The sequence below is a fragment of the Cellulomonas sp. A375-1 genome (assembly GCF_001040865.1).
Classification (GTDB): domain Bacteria; phylum Actinomycetota; class Actinomycetes; order Actinomycetales; family Cellulomonadaceae; genus Cellulomonas; species Cellulomonas gelida.
The window spans coordinates 4,545-20,274 of the sequence record NZ_LFKW01000051.1; the positions used below are offsets into that span (position 1 = coordinate 4,545).

General features: G+C 72.9%; 17 protein-coding genes. 11 read left to right on the plus strand and 6 right to left on the minus strand.

What is annotated here, in order from left to right; all coding sequences use genetic code 11:
• The first annotated feature begins 175 nt into the window (after positions 1-175).
• The 5 genes from CWIS_RS05850 to CWIS_RS05870 are packed head-to-tail and all read left to right on the plus strand — an operon-like array spanning position 176 to position 3,787.
• Positions 176-973 (plus strand): SDR family oxidoreductase, encoded by a 798-nt coding sequence (locus CWIS_RS05850; protein ID WP_048342324.1) that lies wholly within the window; start codon positions 176-178, stop codon positions 971-973.
• 27 nt (positions 974-1,000) lie between these two features.
• On the plus strand, positions 1,001-1,579 hold the full coding sequence (gene pyrE, locus CWIS_RS05855; RefSeq protein WP_048342325.1) for an orotate phosphoribosyltransferase: 579 nt from the start codon (positions 1,001-1,003) through the stop codon (positions 1,577-1,579).
• A gap of 25 nt (positions 1,580-1,604) precedes the next feature.
• Positions 1,605-2,453: a hypothetical protein gene (locus CWIS_RS05860; protein ID WP_156186570.1), complete on the plus strand. Its 849-nt coding sequence runs from the start codon at positions 1,605-1,607 to the stop codon at positions 2,451-2,453.
• A complete protein-coding gene (locus tag CWIS_RS05865) occupies positions 2,446-3,186 on the plus strand; it encodes a hypothetical protein (protein WP_053071576.1) in 741 nt (246 codons plus the stop codon). The genes CWIS_RS05860 and CWIS_RS05865 overlap by 8 nt, the downstream gene beginning before the upstream one ends.
• 31 nt (positions 3,187-3,217) lie before the next feature.
• On the plus strand, positions 3,218-3,787 hold the full coding sequence (locus CWIS_RS05870; RefSeq protein ID WP_048342327.1) for a LemA family protein: 570 nt from the start codon (positions 3,218-3,220) through the stop codon (positions 3,785-3,787).
• Between the two features lie 143 nt (positions 3,788-3,930).
• Here CWIS_RS05870 and CWIS_RS05875 read toward each other — a convergent pair whose 3' ends face one another.
• The 4 genes from CWIS_RS05875 to CWIS_RS05890 all read right to left on the minus strand — a co-directional run bounded on the left by CWIS_RS05875 (position 3,931) and on the right by CWIS_RS05890 (position 7,322).
• Positions 3,931-4,710, minus strand: coding sequence for an SDR family NAD(P)-dependent oxidoreductase (locus CWIS_RS05875; protein WP_048342328.1), 780 nt, complete (start codon positions 4,708-4,710; stop codon positions 3,931-3,933).
• A 148-nt stretch (positions 4,711-4,858) separates the two neighbouring features.
• The gene (locus CWIS_RS05880) at positions 4,859-5,752 is read right to left on the minus strand and encodes a YwiC-like family protein (protein WP_082156253.1); all 894 of its coding nucleotides are present in this window, start codon (positions 5,750-5,752) and stop codon (positions 4,859-4,861) included.
• 56 nt (positions 5,753-5,808) lie between these two features.
• Positions 5,809-6,585, minus strand: a complete 777-nt coding sequence (locus tag CWIS_RS05885) for an HAD-IIA family hydrolase (protein ID WP_048342329.1) — start codon at positions 6,583-6,585, stop codon at positions 5,809-5,811.
• Positions 6,582-7,322 carry a VTT domain-containing protein gene (locus CWIS_RS05890; protein WP_048342330.1) on the minus strand — a complete coding sequence of 247 codons (741 nt, stop codon included), beginning with the start codon at positions 7,320-7,322 and terminating at the stop codon, positions 6,582-6,584. Before CWIS_RS05890 ends, CWIS_RS05885 begins: the two co-directional genes overlap by 4 nt.
• Before the next feature lie 218 nt (positions 7,323-7,540).
• Here CWIS_RS05890 and CWIS_RS05895 point away from each other — a divergent pair, with 218 nt between their 5' ends.
• The 3 genes from CWIS_RS05895 to fbaA all read left to right on the plus strand — a co-directional run bounded on the left by CWIS_RS05895 (position 7,541) and on the right by fbaA (position 10,426).
• Complete coding sequence (locus CWIS_RS05895) at positions 7,541-8,584, plus strand: nitronate monooxygenase family protein (RefSeq protein ID WP_048342331.1); 1,044 nt, start codon at positions 7,541-7,543, stop codon at positions 8,582-8,584.
• Between the two features lie 64 nt (positions 8,585-8,648).
• A complete protein-coding gene (locus CWIS_RS05900) occupies positions 8,649-9,290 on the plus strand; it encodes a TrmH family RNA methyltransferase (protein ID WP_048342332.1) in 642 nt (213 codons plus the stop codon).
• Between the two features lie 113 nt (positions 9,291-9,403).
• Complete coding sequence (gene fbaA / locus CWIS_RS05905) at positions 9,404-10,426, plus strand: class II fructose-bisphosphate aldolase (protein WP_048342333.1); 1,023 nt, start codon at positions 9,404-9,406, stop codon at positions 10,424-10,426.
• A gap of 87 nt (positions 10,427-10,513) precedes the next feature.
• Here the strand turns inward: fbaA and CWIS_RS05910 are convergent, their stop codons facing one another.
• A complete protein-coding gene (locus CWIS_RS05910) occupies positions 10,514-10,948 on the minus strand; it encodes an STAS domain-containing protein (protein ID WP_082156254.1) in 435 nt (144 codons plus the stop codon).
• Positions 10,949-11,016: 68 nt separating this feature from the next.
• Here CWIS_RS05910 and CWIS_RS05915 point away from each other — a divergent pair, with 68 nt between their 5' ends.
• A complete protein-coding gene (locus tag CWIS_RS05915) occupies positions 11,017-13,233 on the plus strand; it encodes a SpoIIE family protein phosphatase (protein WP_231583679.1) in 2,217 nt (738 codons plus the stop codon).
• An 84-nt stretch (positions 13,234-13,317) separates the two neighbouring features.
• On the opposite strand, the gene CWIS_RS05920 is transcribed toward CWIS_RS05915, so the two are convergent.
• Complete coding sequence (locus CWIS_RS05920; protein ID WP_048342334.1) at positions 13,318-13,677, minus strand: STAS domain-containing protein; 360 nt, start codon at positions 13,675-13,677, stop codon at positions 13,318-13,320.
• A 137-nt stretch (positions 13,678-13,814) separates the two neighbouring features.
• On the opposite strand from CWIS_RS05920, the gene CWIS_RS05925 reads away from it, so the two are divergent.
• Together CWIS_RS05925 and CWIS_RS05930 are read left to right on the plus strand one after the other, a co-directional pair.
• Entirely contained in the window at positions 13,815-14,243 is a 429-nt protein-coding gene (locus tag CWIS_RS05925) for a DUF3151 domain-containing protein (RefSeq protein WP_048342335.1), read from the plus strand.
• A gap of 156 nt (positions 14,244-14,399) precedes the next feature.
• A complete protein-coding gene (locus CWIS_RS05930; RefSeq protein WP_048342336.1) occupies positions 14,400-15,686 on the plus strand; it encodes an adenylosuccinate synthase in 1,287 nt (428 codons plus the stop codon).
• Positions 15,687-15,730 lie beyond the last annotated feature (44 nt).

The following is a 15,730-nucleotide window of genomic DNA, read 5'->3' on the forward strand; positions in this document are numbered from 1 at the left end:
ACCCTACGAGCCCTCACCCACCTCCTCCCGCTCGTCCACACCCTCCCGACGCCCGGGGGCCACGTCCGCGCGTCACGGGAGCCGGAGCCGGACCCGGTCCTGCCCCCGAGCAGGCACGGGCGAGCGACACGCGTCAGCGAGTGACCCGGCGCCCCGGCGTCCGTAGGGTGGCGGGGTGGGAATCGCACTCGTCACCGGCGCCAGCGCCGGCCTGGGCCTGGAGTTCGCCTGGCAGCTCGCGACGGCCAAGCACGACCTCGTGCTCGTCGCACGCGACGAGCAGCGCCTGCAGCGCCTCGCCGCACAGCTCGAGGCGGGCGCGGGCATCCGCGCCGAGGTCCTCGTCGCGGACCTCGCGGACCGTGCGCAGGTCGAGCGCGTGGCGGACCGGCTGCGCGACGACGAGCGTCCCGTGGGCCTGCTGGTCAACAACGCGGGCCTCGGGCTCAACCAGCACTTCGTCGGCGGCGACCTGGCGCGCGAGGAGGCCGCGCTCGACCTGATGGTCCGCACGCCGCTCGTCCTGTCGCACGCGGCGGCCGAGGCGATGGTCGCGCGCGGCCGGGGCGCGATCCTCAACGTCGCGTCGATCGCGGCGCTGCTCGCGTCGGGGACGTACTCGGCGCACAAGGCGTGGGTGCGCACGTTCACCGAGGGGCTCGCGGTCGAGCTCAAGGGCACGGGTGTCACGGCGACCGCGCTGTGCCCGGGGTTCGTGCACACCGAGTTCCACGAGCGCGGGCGCATCGACGTCTCGGCGTACCCGCAGGTCGCGTGGCTCAACGCGGAGGACGTGGTCGCCAAGGCGCTCGCGGACGTGCGCCGCGGCGTGGTGATCTCGACGCCGAGCCTGCGCTACCGCACGGTCGCGGCGGCGGCCCGCCTGGCACCCCGCAGCGCGATCCGCGCAGTCGGGCGCTACCGGAAGGCGGTGGAGGGCACCCCGCGGCCTGTGGACGAACCTGCCGGGTGAACGCCTCGTCCCGGTAGCCTTCCCGGCGTGACCGACGACGCACTCGCGGCCAGCCCGCGCGACCAGCTCCGCCAGCTCATCACCGACCTCGCCGTGGTGCACGGCAAGGTCACGCTCTCGTCCGGCCGCGAGGCCGACTACTACGTGGACCTGCGCCGTGTGACGCTGCACCACCGCGCCGCGCCGCTCATCGGCCACCTCATGCTCGACCTGCTCGAGGAGGTCGGCCTCGGCACCGCGGAGGTCGACGCGGTGGGCGGGCTGACGCTCGGTGCCGACCCGGTCGCGACGTCCGTGCTGCACGCCGCGGCGAGCCGCGGGCAGGACGTCGACGCGTTCGTGGTGCGCAAGGAGGGCAAGGCCCACGGGCTGCAGCGCCGCATCGAGGGACCGGACGTCACGGGCCGACGAGTCGTCGTGCTCGAGGACACCTCGACGACGGGTGGCTCCGCGATCACCGCGGTCGAGGCCGTGCGCGAGGCGGGTGGCGAGGTCGCGGGCGTCGCGGTCATCGTCGACCGCGGCACGGGCGCGCGCGAGGCGATCGAGGCGCTCGGCGTCCCGTACCACTTCCTGTTCGACCTGACGGACCTCGGTCTGGCCTGACCGGCGGATGCAGGGGGACACGACGATGCCCGCGTGGCTGACGCACCGACGCCTGGGTTGGGCCGCTGCGGGCGGCGCCGTGTTCGTGATCGTCGTCGGCCGCATCGCGGGGGACGGGCCGCTCCTCGACGCGCTGAGCGTCCTGTTCTGGCTGTGCGCGGGCACGCTCGTCTACCTCGCGTACACCTCGCAGTCCCGGCGGCACCGTGTGCTCTCCCGGGCGGTGGAGCAGTGGGCGCAGGAGCGCGGCTGGGCGTACGCGCCGCGCGACGACTCGGTGCTGGCGGTGCTGACGGGTTCGCCCTTCGAGCCGGGGTACGCGAGCGGTGAGCACATGGCGGTCGACGTCGTGCGGGCGTGCCGCGTGACGGGGGCGCCGTCGTGGGGCGGCGCCATGCTGAAGGGGGGCGCCCGCAAGGGTCGCGACACGATCTCGTTCACGTTCCGCTACCTGGTGCGGGAGAAGTACGGCCTGAAGGTCTGGGCAGACGTGCACGTGGTGGCGATCCGCCTCCCGGTCGCGCTGCCGAAGATGCAGGTGCAGCCCGAGGGCGTCGGCACCGCGGTGGCCAAGGCTGCCGGCGCGATCGACCACCTGATCGAGTCCGCGGACTTCAACGACGCGTACTTCGCCGGCGCCGAGGACCCGCGCACCGCGCACGCCATCCTGAACGCTCGCCTGGCGCAGCGGCTCCTGGAGCCGGATCTCGCGGGCGGGTCGTGGGAGATCGACCGTCGCTGGATCCGCGCGTGGGACGCGACGGGCACGCGGGTCGACGTGCTCGACGACCGCCTGCGCCTGCTCGACACGGTCGTCGACCACATCCCGCGGCACGTGTGGCTCGACGCCCGTTCGGAGGCGCGTCGTGCGTGAGCCCGACACGTTCGTCGACGCCGGCTTCCTCGAGAGCGGACCGAACCCGGTGGTGCTCGTCCTGGTCGTCGGGCTCGTGCTCATGGGCGGCCTGCTGACCTGGTCCGTGATCTCGCACCGCAAGCACCAGAAGGCGCTGGACGCGTGGCTCGAGCCGCGCCGCTGGCACCGGCTCCCGGCGGACCGCTCACTCGTGAGCCGCTGGCGTGGCGCGCCGTTCGGCACGGGAGACAACCGCAAGGTCGCCGACGTGGTCGCGGGCTCGTTCCAGGGCCACGACCTCCTGTCGTTCGTGTACTCGTACGAGACCTCGAGCACCGACAGCGACGGCAGCCGCTCGACGACGACGCACACGTTCCACGTCGTCACGCTGCAGCTCCCGGCGTTCCTGCCGGACCTGGAGGTCACGCCCGAGTCGGTGGGCTCGCGCCTGGCCACCGCGTTCGGGAAGGTCGACCTGGACGTCGAGTCGGACGAGTTCAACAAGCGCTTCGTGGTGCGTGCGACGGACCTGGCGGTAGGCCACGCGATCCTGCACCCGCGCCTCGTCGAGCGGTTGCTGCGCGAGGGTCGCGTCGCGTGGCGCATCGAGGGGACCACGCTCCTGACCTGGGCGTCGGGGCGCACGAACCTGCAGCGGCTGGACGCGCGCATCGCGCTGCTGGCCGCCATCGCGGACGCCGTCCCGCGACATGTCTGGCTGGACCACGGGCACGATCCCCTGGCCCGCTAGGCTCACGCCAACCCCTGGAGAAGGAGCCGTCGTGCCTGCTGGAGCCATCGTCGCGATCGTCGTGGTCGTGCTCGTCGTCATCGTCCTGCTGTGGGCAATCGCGCAGTACAACGCGCTGGTGCGGCTGCGGAACCTGGTGCAGGAGTCGTGGCGCCAGATCGACGTCGAGCTGCACCGCCGGCACGACCTCATCCCGAACCTGGTCGAGACCGTCAAGGGCTACGCCCAGCACGAGCGCGCGGTGTTCGACGAGGTGACGCGTGCACGCGCCGCCGCGGCCGGGGCTGGCGCCTCGGTCGCCGAGCAGGCGGCGCAGGAGAACCAGCTGACGCAGGCCCTCGGGCGCCTGTTCGCCGTCGCGGAGAACTACCCGGTGCTGCGCGCGAGCGAGAACTTCCAGCAGCTGCAGAACGAGCTGTCCACGACCGAGGACCGCATCGCCGCGGCCCGGCGCTTCTACAACGCCAACGTCCGCAGCCTCAACACGAAGATCGAGACCTTCCCGACGAACGTCATCGCCGGGATGTTCCACTTCGAGCGGGCCGAGTACTTCGAGGTCGAGGACCCGCAGGTCCGTCAGGCGCCGAACGTCCAGTTCTGACCCCGTCCAGTTCTGACCCCGTCCATGTCTGACCCCGTCCGGTTCTGACCCCGTCCCTGGCGACGAGGCCGGACCCACGAGACACCGAAGGGCCGGTCGCCGCGAGCGACCGGCCCTTCGCCGTGGCCCCAGCGGGCTGGAGGTCACATGGTCGTCGAGTCGTACGAGACGCCACCCGAGACGTCCCAGCCGCCGTCGACGAGCAGGACCTGCCCGTTGACGAACGAGCCCTCGTTGAGCAGGAACGAGACGGCCGCCGCGAGCTCGGCGGGCTGGCCCCACCGGCCGATGGTGGTCGTCGCGAGGCTCGCTGCGGCGCCTTCCGGCGTCGCGAGGAGCGCGGCGTTGATCGGCGTCTCGATCGTGCCGGGCGCGATGGCGTTGATCAGGATGCCCCGACGCCCGTACTCGACCGAGGCCTGACGCGTGAGCGCCTCGACCGCACCCTTCGACGCGGTGTACGACGCGAGCCCCTGCAGGCCCTTGTGCGCGGCGAGGGAGGCGATGTTGACGATGCGGCCGCCGCCGCGCTCGAGCATCGAGGGGATGACGGCGCGCATGCCGAGCCAGATCCCCTTCGCGTTGATGCCGAGCACGTGGTCCCAGGCCTCCTCGGTGAGGTCGACGACCGTGTCGGGGCTCAAGCGGTTGACGACGCCCGCCACCGCGGCCATCAGGTCGACCCCGCCGAACTTCTCGGTGATGGCGGCCATCGCGGCGTCCCAGTCGGCGGCCTTCGACACGTCGAGCGTGACGCCGAACGCGGTGCCGCCCGCGGCCTCGATCTGCGCGACGGTGTCGTCGGTGCCCAGGACGTCGGCGCACACGACGGCGTGGCCATCTGCGGCGAGGCGGATGGCGGTGGCTCGACCGATGCCGCTGTGCGCACCGGTCACGAGAGCGATCTTCTGGGTCTTGTCCATCGAGTCTCTCCTTCGTGCATGAACACCGCCGAGCGGTCCGGCTGTGGTCAATCCACGGTAAGCCGATGGAAAAGCATTTCCGTAGGACGAACGGACCGACCGCCGCTTCGGGCACGGCTCGGTCAAGCGCGAGTCGGCAGACCCCCGGCTAGACCGCCGTCGGGAGGCTGACGAGCGCCGGGGTGACGCACGCGATGGCGGTCACGACGAGCGTCGCGGCGATCTCGCCGAACCCGATCGCCCGGGCGCTGGGCCACGGCCGACGCTGAGGCACGAGGATCGCGCGCAGCAGCAGACCCGTGGCCCCCGCGACGAGCGCGCCGGCCACGGCGATGCTGCCGGCCTCGGCGCCGCGTGCCACGAGGACCGCGAGCACCGCGCACGCGAGCGCGACGAGCTCCGCGTGGTAGGCGATCGAGGCCGTCAGCACCGCGCGGTTGCCGCGTTCGCGCAGCAGCGTCTTGACGTAGGGAACGGTGCCGAGGAAGTACGCGGCGAGCACCGCGGTCGTCGCCCACACCGCGACGTCGCCGGCGCCGGGCGGCAGCCACGTGTCGGTGAGCCGCAGCGCCGAGGGGTTCGCGTCGCTCCCGAGCCCGGCCGAGACGACCGTCATGAGCATCGCCGCACCCACCGTCACGGTGTCGTTGAGCCACGACCGGTCGGCGCGACGGACCGAGCACGCGAGGCTCGTCGCGAGCAGCAGCGCGTAGACGGGACCCCAGCGCAGCAGGCCGGGGGCGCTCGCGAGCAACGCGCCGCCCAGGACGACGACGCCGATCCCGTACGCGCGCACGGGCGGCCAGTAGCGCGGGCGGCGCGCGGCGCGCAGCCACAGCCCGGTCGCGTGGAACGCGAGGTAGGCGACGAGCCAGGTGACCAGGAGCAGCGCATGGCGCCAGGTGGCACCCGTCAGGACGGCCCCGACGACGACCGGGACGACGAGCATCGCCCAGGCGCCGTGCTCGCGCGGCACCCACCCCGGCCCGCGCCGACGCCGGTTCGTCGGCCTGGCGGGCGAGCGGGGCGCCGGTGTCGTCATCGGGCGAATCTCCCCAATGAGACGCGCCGCGGGGTGGGACCTAGGTCCCGGCGGGGTCAGCGCACGCGCTCGACCAGGTCCGCGACCGAGTCGACGATCTCCGAGGGGCGGAACGGGAAGCGCTCCACGTCCGCGGGCCGCGTCGAGCCGGTGAGCACCAGGAAGGTGCGCAGCCCGGCCTCGATCCCGGCGACGACGTCGGTGTCCATGCGGTCGCCGACCATCGCGGTGTGCTCGGAGTGCGCGTCGATCCGGTTCAGCGCGGACCGGATCATCATGGGGTTGGGCTTGCCCACGTAGTAGGGCTGACGCCGGGTCGCGGCCTGGATCATCGCGGCCACGGCACCCGTCGCGGGCAGGTCGCCGTCCACCGACGGCCCGGTGACGTCCGGGTTGGTGCAGATGAAGCGCGCGCCGCCCTGGATCAGCCGGATCGCCTTGGTGATCGCCTCGAACGAGTACGTGCGCGTCTCGCCCAGGACGACGAAGTCGGGCTCGGCCGCGGTGAGCGTGTAGCCGGCCTCGTAGAGCGCGGTGGTGAGCCCCGCCTCGCCGATGACGTACGCCGAGCCCGTGGGCATCTGGTCGACGAGGAACTGCGCGGTGGCGAGCGCCGAGGTCCAGATCGCCTCCTCGGGCAGGTCGATGCCGGAGGTCGCGAGCCGGGCGCGCAGGTCGCGCGGCGTGAAGATCGAGTTGTTCGTGAGCACGAGGAACGGCCGCTCGGCGTCCCGCAGCGCGCGCACGAACTCCGCGGCGCCGGGCACGGCGATGCCCTCGTGGACGAGGACCCCGTCCATGTCGGACAGCCAGGCCTTGATCTCGCGCGTCACTCGAACGACTTCCTCTCGATCTGCGCCCGCTCGCCGGGCTCGTCGTACCGCTCGTCGCGCTTCTCGGCGGGACCGCCGCGGCGCGCGCGCCAGACCTCGATCGCCATCGGCACGACGGAGATCAGGACGATCACGACGAGCAGCGCCTCGATGTTCTCCTTGACGAACGAGACATTGCCCAGCGCGAAGCCGAGCAGGGTCACGCCCACGCCCCACAGCAGCGCGCCCACGACGTTGTAGGAGACGAAGTGCCGGTAGCGCATGTTGCCGACGCCGGCCGCGACCGGGGCGTACGTCCGCACGATGGGCACGAAGCGCGCGACGATGATCGTCCGGCCGCCGTACTTGTCGAAGTACGCGTACGTCTGGTCGATGTACGACTGCTTGAAGAAGCGTGAGTCCGGCTTGTTGAAGACCTTGGGCCCCAGCTTGCGGCCGATGAGGAACGCGGTCTGGTCCCCGAGGAACGCCGCCAGGAAGATCAGCAGGCACAGCAGCCACAGCGGGAAGTTCAGGATGTCCTGCGCGACGAGCGCGCCCGCGGTGAACAGCAGCGAGTCGCCCGGCAGGAGCGGGAACAGCAGGCCCGTCTCGATGAACACCACGACGATGATGCCGAGCAGCGCGAACGTGCCGAAGGACTCGATGAGGTGCTCGGCGTTGAGGAAGTCGGGTCCCAGGGCGTGCAGCGGCCCGGAGGCAGGCGCGATCGCCGCGAGCGCGGTCGTCGTGAGCATGTGACCAGCGTACGGGGCGGGCTGTGACCCGGCTGCGGGCCTGCTGTGCGCACTCTGTGCACGTCCGCGTGCAGCGGGCCGGGACGGGCCGACGAGCGCAGGCGACGCCCGAGGCGTGGACGCGGTGCTGACCGGGCCGGCCCGTCTGTGCTGGATTGGCCTCGCGACGTGACGACGCAGCCGTCGCGCACGCGCGGCTCAGCGAGAGAGGACACCCGATGAGCGGACGGCTCGAGACCTTGCTCGGCATCGACCTCCCGATCGTGCTCGGACCGTTCGGCGGCGTGTCGTCGGTCGAGCTCACCGCGACGGTGAGCCGGCTCGGCGGGCTCGGCTCGTACGGCCTGTACGGCTACGACGCCGAGCGGATCGCACGCACGGCCGCCGCGCTGCGCGCCGCGACGGACCGTCCGTTCGCGCTCAACCTGTGGCTCGCGACGGGCGACGAGGTCCGGCCCGGTGACGTCGACCTGACCGGCCCGCGCGCGGCGGTCGCGCCGTTCTTCGACGAGCTCGGGCTCGCGCAGCCGGACGAACCCGCGGCGTTCCTGCCCGACGTGGACGACCAGCTCACGGCGGCCCTCGACGCCCGCCCGGCGGTGCTCAGCCTGGTGTTCGGCACGCCGCCCGCGTGGGTGGTCGAGCGTGCGCACGCGAGTGGCACCCGAGTCGTGGGCACGGCGACGACGGTCGACGAGGCGCGTGCGCTCGAGGACGCCGGTGTCGACGCCGTGGTGGCGTGCGGCGCCGAGGCGGCGGGGCACCGGGTCTCGTTCCTGCACCGCGCGTCGGACGCGCTCGTCGGGACGTTCTCCCTGGTGCCGCAGGTCGTCGACGCGGTCCGCGTCCCGGTGCTCGCGGCCGGGGGAGTCGCCGATCGTCGCGGGGTCGCCGCGGCGCGCGCTCTCGGGGCGGACGGCGTGGTCGTCGGCACCGCGTTCCTGCGCACGCGGCAGTCGGCGGCGAGCGACGCGCACCGCGCCGCGATCGCCGCGACCCCCGCGCACGGCACGGTCCTGACGGACGCGATGAGCGGTCGGCTGTCGCGGGGCGCACCGAACCGCGCCGTGCGGGAGATCGAGCGCTCGGGTCAGGTGGCGCCGTTCCCGGCGCAGAACTGGCTCACCGGGCAGTTCCGCGGCCCGGCCGGCGCACGGGACCTGGGCGAGCTGCAGTCGTTGTGGCTGGGGCAGTCGGCTGCGCTCGCGCGGCACGACGACGCGGCGGACGTGCTTGCCGAGCTCGCCGCGGGCCTGGCCTGACCGGGCCGGGCGACACGGGGCCGGTCGGCGAGAACCGGACGACCGACCGGACTACGTTGGCCTCGTGGAGGAGTCCGAGGTCGGGGTCCCTCCGTGGCCAGGGGGTCCGGAGGCGTGGCCGGACGACCCCCGCTACGACCCCGACCTGCTCGCCCACGGCGACCGCCGCAACGTCGCGGACCGGTACCGCTACTGGACGCTCGAGGCGATCGTCGCGGACCTCGACCTGCGCCGGCACGCGTTCCACGTCGCGATCGAGAACTGGCAGCACGACCTGAACATCGGGTCGGTGGTCCGTACCGCCAACGCGTTCCTGGCGGCGCGCGTGCACATCGTCGGACGCCGCCGGTGGAACCGCCGCGGCGCGATGGTGACCGACCGCTACCAGCACGTGCAGCACCACGCGAGCGTGGGCGAGCTCATCGCGTGGGCCAACGCGGAGGACCTGCCGGTGCTGGGCGTGGACAACCTGCCCGGCTCGGTGCCGCTCGAGGGGTACCCGTTGCCCCGGGCGTGCGTCCTGCTGTTCGGCCAGGAGTCCGTGGGGCTGTCCGAGGAGGCGCGTGCGGCCGCGGTCGACGTGCTGCACATCGCGCAGTTCGGCTCGACGCGCTCGATCAACGCGGGCGCCGCGGCTGCGATCGCGATGCACACGTGGGTCACGCAGCACGCGGGCCTGACGGCCCGCACCGCCGACGAGGGCTGAGTCCTCGCGGCGTGGGACGTCCATGGGAAGGACGTCCCGGACGCGCGAACGCCCGGTAGTGGCAAACTCGGGGGCGACACCACCCCCACACAAGCCACAGGAGATGTGAGCAGATGGCTATCGCCACCCCCGAGGTCTACGCGGAGATGATCGACCGGGCGAAGGCGGGCAAGTTCGCCTACCCGGCCGTCAACATCACGTCGTCGCAGACCGTCACCGCCGCCATCCAGGGCTTCGCGGAGGCTGAGTCCGACGGCATCATCCAGGTCTCGGTCGGTGGCGCGGAGTACGCGTCGGGCTCGACGATCAAGGACCGGGTCTCCGGTTCGCTCGCGCTCGCGGCGTACGCGACCGAGGTCGCCAAGCACTACGGCGTGACGATCGCGCTGCACACCGACCACTGCGTCAAGAAGAACCTCGACTCGTGGGTCCGCCCGCTGCTCGCCCTCGAGGCCGAGCAGGTCAAGCGCGGCGAGAACCCGACGTTCCAGTCGCACATGTTCGACGGCTCGGACATCCCGCTCGACGAGAACCTCGTCATCGCCGCGGAGCTCCTCGAGCTCTCGCAGGCCGCGCGCACGATCCTCGAGATCGAGGTCGGCGTCGTGGGTGGCGAGGAGGACGGCCACGAGGCCGCGATCAACGACAAGCTCTACACCACGGCCGAGGACGGCCTGGCCACGGTCCGCGCGCTCGGTTCGGGCGAGAAGGGCCGCTACCTGACGGCCCTCACGTTCGGCAACGTGCACGGCGTGTACAAGCCCGGTGCGGTCAAGCTGCGCCCGTCGATCCTGGCGGACATCCAGAAGGCCGTCGGCGCGGAGCTCGGCAAGGAGTCGCCGTTCGACCTCGTGTTCCACGGTGGCTCGGGCTCGACGGCCGAGGAGATCGCCGAGGCGGTCGACAACGGCGTCATCAAGATGAACATCGACACGGACACGCAGTACGCGTTCAGCCGCCCGGTCGCGGACCACTTCTTCCGCAACTACGACGGCGTGCTGAAGATCGACGGCGAGGTCGGCAACAAGAAGGCCTACGACCCGCGCGCGTGGGGCAAGCTGGCCGAGGCCGGCATGGCCGCGCGCATCGTCGAGGCTGCCCAGCAGCTGCGCTCGGCGGGCCAGAAGCTGCGCTGACCCAGCGCTGACGCACCCGCGTCGCACACGACGAGCCGCGCGGTCCCTGGAGGGGCCGCGCGGCTCGTTCGTTCGTGGCGACCGGCCTCAGTGGGGCCGGGCGTCCGGTGCGACGGGCTGGAACTCGCGCTCGTCGCTCTCCTCGACCACGTCCAGCAGCTCGCCGATGCGCGTGACCTCGAGGAGGAAGCGCACGGTCGGCGGGACGCGCAGCAGCCGCACGCGGTGCTGCGAGCGGATCGACAGGCGCGCGAGGAACGCGACGCCCGACGAGTCCATGAAGGTGACGTGATGCGCGTCGACCTCGATCGGCAGCCCGACGTTCTCCGCCTCGGTCGTCGCCTCGTGCAGCTCGGCCCCGAGGTCGGCGTCGACCTCCCCTGACAGGACGATCCTCGTCGCGTCCGCCCCGACGATGACGTGGACGCCCCCCTGCTCCCCGTCGCGGTGCGACGGGTCTTGCGCGGGACCGGCCGTCGGCTGGACGGGCCCGCCCTCGATCGTGCTGTTACCGTCGCGCACGGTGCTCCTTCCGGCGAGGACGACGCCAGGACGGCGTCGCTCCCGTTCGGCACGCTAGACGATCGGAGGTGGTCGCGGTCAACACCCAGGGCACGACGAGTACGTCCGGATCTGTCGCGAGTCACGGCTCCGGTGGTGCCGACGACCGTCCGGAGCCGCCCTCGGTCGACGTCCTGGCGCTCGCGCTGGAGTCCACGCAGGTGCCGTTCGCGATGTGCGACGCGCGCGACCTGCGCATCGTGTGGGCGAACGCGGCGTTCGAGCAGGCCACGGGGTACGACGCCGCGGGCGCCCGGGAGCGCCAGCGCCGTCCCGTCCCGCCGGAGGTCCGGCGGCACGGCGAGATGGCCGCGCTGCGGGCGCGGCTGCAGCGCGGCGAGCCGACGACGGCCGAGCTGTCGATCCCGCGCGCCGACGACTCGCTGTTCCGGTGCAAGGTCCACTTCTCACCCGTCCCGCACCCGGGCGGGGGTGCGCCCGAGCGCTGGATCGTGGCGTTCGAGGACCGCACCGAGCGCCTCACGCACGATGCCGAGCAGGCCCGGATCGTCGAGGCCGAGCGGCAGGAACGTCGCAGCGTCAACATCATCGTGCAGGTCTCGGACCTGCTCATGGACGTGACGGACCGCGTGACGCCCCTGCACGAGATCGCCGCGCTGCTGCGGCGCACCGTGGTCCGGTGGGCGTCGTTCTACGTCAACGACGGCGGCCTGCGTCCCCTGGACGCCGCGAGCGACCTGCGACCGCCCTCGGGCCGCGGCAGCAGGCACGGCGAGACGCGGCGCGCGGACGGCGGCGACGAGGCGCACGCGCCGCAGGACGAGGTGCAGCAGCTCCTCGACGGCGACAAGGACCGGCCGGTCGAGCTCGTCCTCGACCGCGCGCACCCACGCGCGTCGGCGTCGCACTGGCTCGCCGAGCGGATCGCGCGCGAGACGAGCGGTGACGTGACGGTCGGCGACGTGGACGGCCGTCAGGGGCGCGGGGGAGTCATGGGTGGCGGCCGGGCGTTCGTGCTGCCCGTGCCGGGGCGGCGCCGGGTCATCGGCGTGCTCGTCGTCCAGCCGCGCGAGCCCGGCGAGCTCGACGAGGCGACGACGACCGTGCTCGAGCTCATCGCGCGGCGCGTCGGGCTCGTGCTCGACAACGCGCGCCTGTACGACCGTGAGCACCGCCTCGCCGAGACGCTGCAGCGCGCGATGCTCCCCCAGCAGGCCGAGGTCGAGGGCCTCGACGTCTGGACCTACTACGCGCCGAACTCCGAGAACGCGCAGGTCGGCGGCGACTGGTACGACGTGCTGCAGATCGCCCCCGACGTCGTCGGCGTGGTGATCGGCGACGTCGTCGGGCATGACGTCGAGGCCGCGGCGGCGATGGGCCAGCTGCGCTCGGTCGTGCGGTCCTACGCGTACGACGTGACTCTGCCCGGCCCGGTGCTCGAACGTGTCGACCAGCTCGTCGCGGGCATGCGCATCCCGCGTGCGGCGGGTCTGGTGCTGTCCACCCTGCACCGCGACGGCGAGGCGTGGCGCCTGCGCTGGTCGCGCGCCGGGCACCTGCCCGTGCTGCACGTGCGCGAAGGTCAGGTCACCCAGCTCCTGGGGGCCGGCGGGCCGCTGGTCGGGTTCGGCGGGGGGCAGCGGGACACCGCCGAGCTCGTCCTTGCGCCCGGTGATGTGCTCGTCTACCACACGGACGGGCTCGTCGAACGGCGCGACCGGGACCTGCGCGAGGGCCTGCAGGCGCTCGCCCAGGTCGTCTCGGCGGTCACCGCTCGCGACTCCGCGGGCATCGGCGAAGAGCTGCTGTCACGGCTCGCGGACCACCCCGAGGACGACGTCGCGGTCGTCGTCGTGCGCGTCCCCGACCCCTGCGACGTCGCCGAGCGCGGACGCAGCCCGCGGCGCCGGCGCTGGTCGCTGCCGAGCGAGGCCGCCTCGGTGGCCCGCGCGCGGCACGCGGTGGTCCGCACGTGCCACGCGTGGGAGATGCCGGACGCAGCGAACGCCGAGCTCGTGGTCTCCGAGCTCGTCGCGAACGCCGTGCTGCACGGGTTCGGTCACGTCTCGCTGCAGCTCTACGACACGGGCGACGGCCTGCGCATCGAGGTCGAGGACGGCAACCCTGCCCCGCCCGTGTCCACCGACGGCCACCCGGGCCGCGTCGGCGGGTTCGGCATGCAGATCGTCGAGCGGCTCGCCGACTGGGGCTGGCGGCAGTCGAGCCGCGGCAAGGTCGTGTGGGCGAAGGTCCGTCCGGGCGCGCTGCCGGCGACGGGGCGCTGACGCGGCGCTCGGTTCAGACGCCCGGGCAGGTCAGCTGCACACGCGCACGGTCACGCCGGGTCCGGTCGCGGCGCACGCAGGGGCTCAGGTGCTGGCGGGGGCCGAGAAGTCGCTCGCCGGCCGGGCGTCCTCGCAGCGGTGGTCCGGGTCGACCCGGAACAGCTCGAGCGCGCCGCAGACCTCGAGGACGAACAGGTCGCGCGGGTCCGCGCCGCGCAGGGCCGCCGCGCCGCCGCGCTTGCGCGCCGAGTCCGCGAGCGCGATGAGGAACGCGGCCCCCGTGGAGTCCATGAACGTCACGCGGCACATGTCGATGACGACGAGCTGACGGCGCAGACCGACGACCCGCGCGGCGACCTCGGGGAACTGGTCGCGCTCCGCGAGGTCGAGGTCGCCTGTGATGACGAGCGTCGTGCTCGTCGGCGACGTGGAGATCTCGATCATGGTCCGTCCCCAAGGGGTGTGCTGGCTCGGCTGCTCGACCCTAGTTGGCCCTGCGGACGCGCGCACGCCGAACCGCGGCGGAGTCGGACACCTGTCCGGATCTGCCGCGGGCCTCCGCGACGCGGCACACTGACACCATGACGCACGAGAACCTCCTCGGTGGCCCCGAGCCCACGCTCCTGCCCGCCGACGGCCCGGATGCGGACGCGCGCGCGGCGCTCGGTGCAGGCGACGACGCGCGCCAGGCCGTGCGCGTGGCGCCGTCGGCCTCGATCGTCTGGGCGCTGCTCGCCGAGCGGGCGCTCGAGGACACCGGCGACCCGGTCGCGGCGTACGCGTACGCGCGCACCGGCTACCACCGCGGTCTCGACGCGCTGCGCAAGGCGGGCTGGCGCGGTCGCGGGCCGATCCCCGCCCACCACGAGCCCAACCAGGGCTTCCTGCGCTCGGTGCTCGCGCTCGCCGAGGCCGCCGACGCGATCGGGGAGACCGACGAGGCCGAGCGCTGCGGCCAGCTCCTGCTCGACTCCGGGACCTCGCTCGACGAGGTGTCCGGGCTGCGCTGAGCGCGGCTGATCGCCGTCGTCGTGGGCGTCGCGGACCCCGCCGCCTGTGGACCGGACCTGACCGCTTCTTGACCATCGGGTACCCTCTCGGAGGTACCGGGTACCTGCCGCCCCGTGCCCTTCCGGCCCGTCTGGCAGCGTGGGAGTAGTGATCAGATGCCCGCCGTCGTGGTGCTCGGCGTCCAGTGGGGCGACGAGGGCAAGGGCAAGGCGACCGACCAGCTCGGCTCGCGCATCGACTACGTCGTGAAGTTCAACGGCGGCAACAACGCCGGTCACACGGTCGTCGTCGGTGGCGAGAAGTACGCGCTGCACCTCCTCCCGTCCGGCATCCTGTCGCCCGGCGTCGTCCCGGTCATCGGCAACGGTGTCGTGATCGACATCGAGGTCCTGTTCGCCGAGATCGACGCGCTCGAGGCGCGCGGTGTCGACACGTCGCGCCTGCTCGTCTCGTCGGCCGCGCACGTCATCGCGCCGTACAACCGCACGGTCGACAAGGTCACCGAGCGCTTCCTCGGCAAGCGCCGGATCGGCACGACCGGCCGCGGCATCGGGCCCACGTACGCCGACAAGATCAACCGCGTCGGCGTCCGCATCCAGGACCTGTTCGACGAGAACATCCTGCGGCAGAAGGTCGAGGGCGCCCTCGACCAGAAGAACCACCTGCTGGTGAAGGTCTACAACCGCCGCGCGATCACGGTCGACGAGACGGTCGAGGACCTGCTGCGCTTCGCCGAGCGCCTGCGTCCGTACGTCGCGGACACGCCGCTGGTGCTCAACCAGGCGCTCGACGCGGGCAAGACGCTCGTGTTCGAGGCGGGCCAGGCGACCATGCTCGACGTCGACCACGGCACGTACCCGTTCGTGACGTCCTCGTCGGCCACGGCCGGCGGCGCGTGCACGGGCTCGGGCATCGGCCCGACGAGGATCGACCGCGTCGTGGGCGTCGCGAAGGCGTACACCACGCGCGTCGGCGAGGGGCCGTTCCCCACCGAGCTGCTGGACGACGACGGCGAGTGGCTGCGCCAGACCGGCGGCGAGTTCGGGACGACGACCGGGCGGCCTCGTCGGACCGGCTGGTACGACTCGGTGGTCTCGCGGTACGCCTCGCGCGTCAACGGGCTCACGGACATCGTGCTGACCAAGCTCGACGTGCTCACGGGCCGCGACCGCATCCCGGTGTGCGTCGCGTACGACGTGGACGGCACGCGGCACGAGGAGATGCCCGCGGACCAGTCCGACTTCCACCACGCCCGGCCGGTGTACGAGTACCTGGACGGCTGGACGCAGGACATCACGGGCGCGCGCGAGCTCGACGACCTGCCCGCCGCGGCGCAGCGCTACCTGCAGTACCTCGAGGACATCTCGGGTGCGCGGATCAGCGCGATCGGCGTCGGCCCGGGCCGTGAGGCGACGATCATCAAGCACGACCTGCTCGACTGAGCACCCCGACCGACGAGCAAGGCCCGGACCACCGAGGGGGTCCG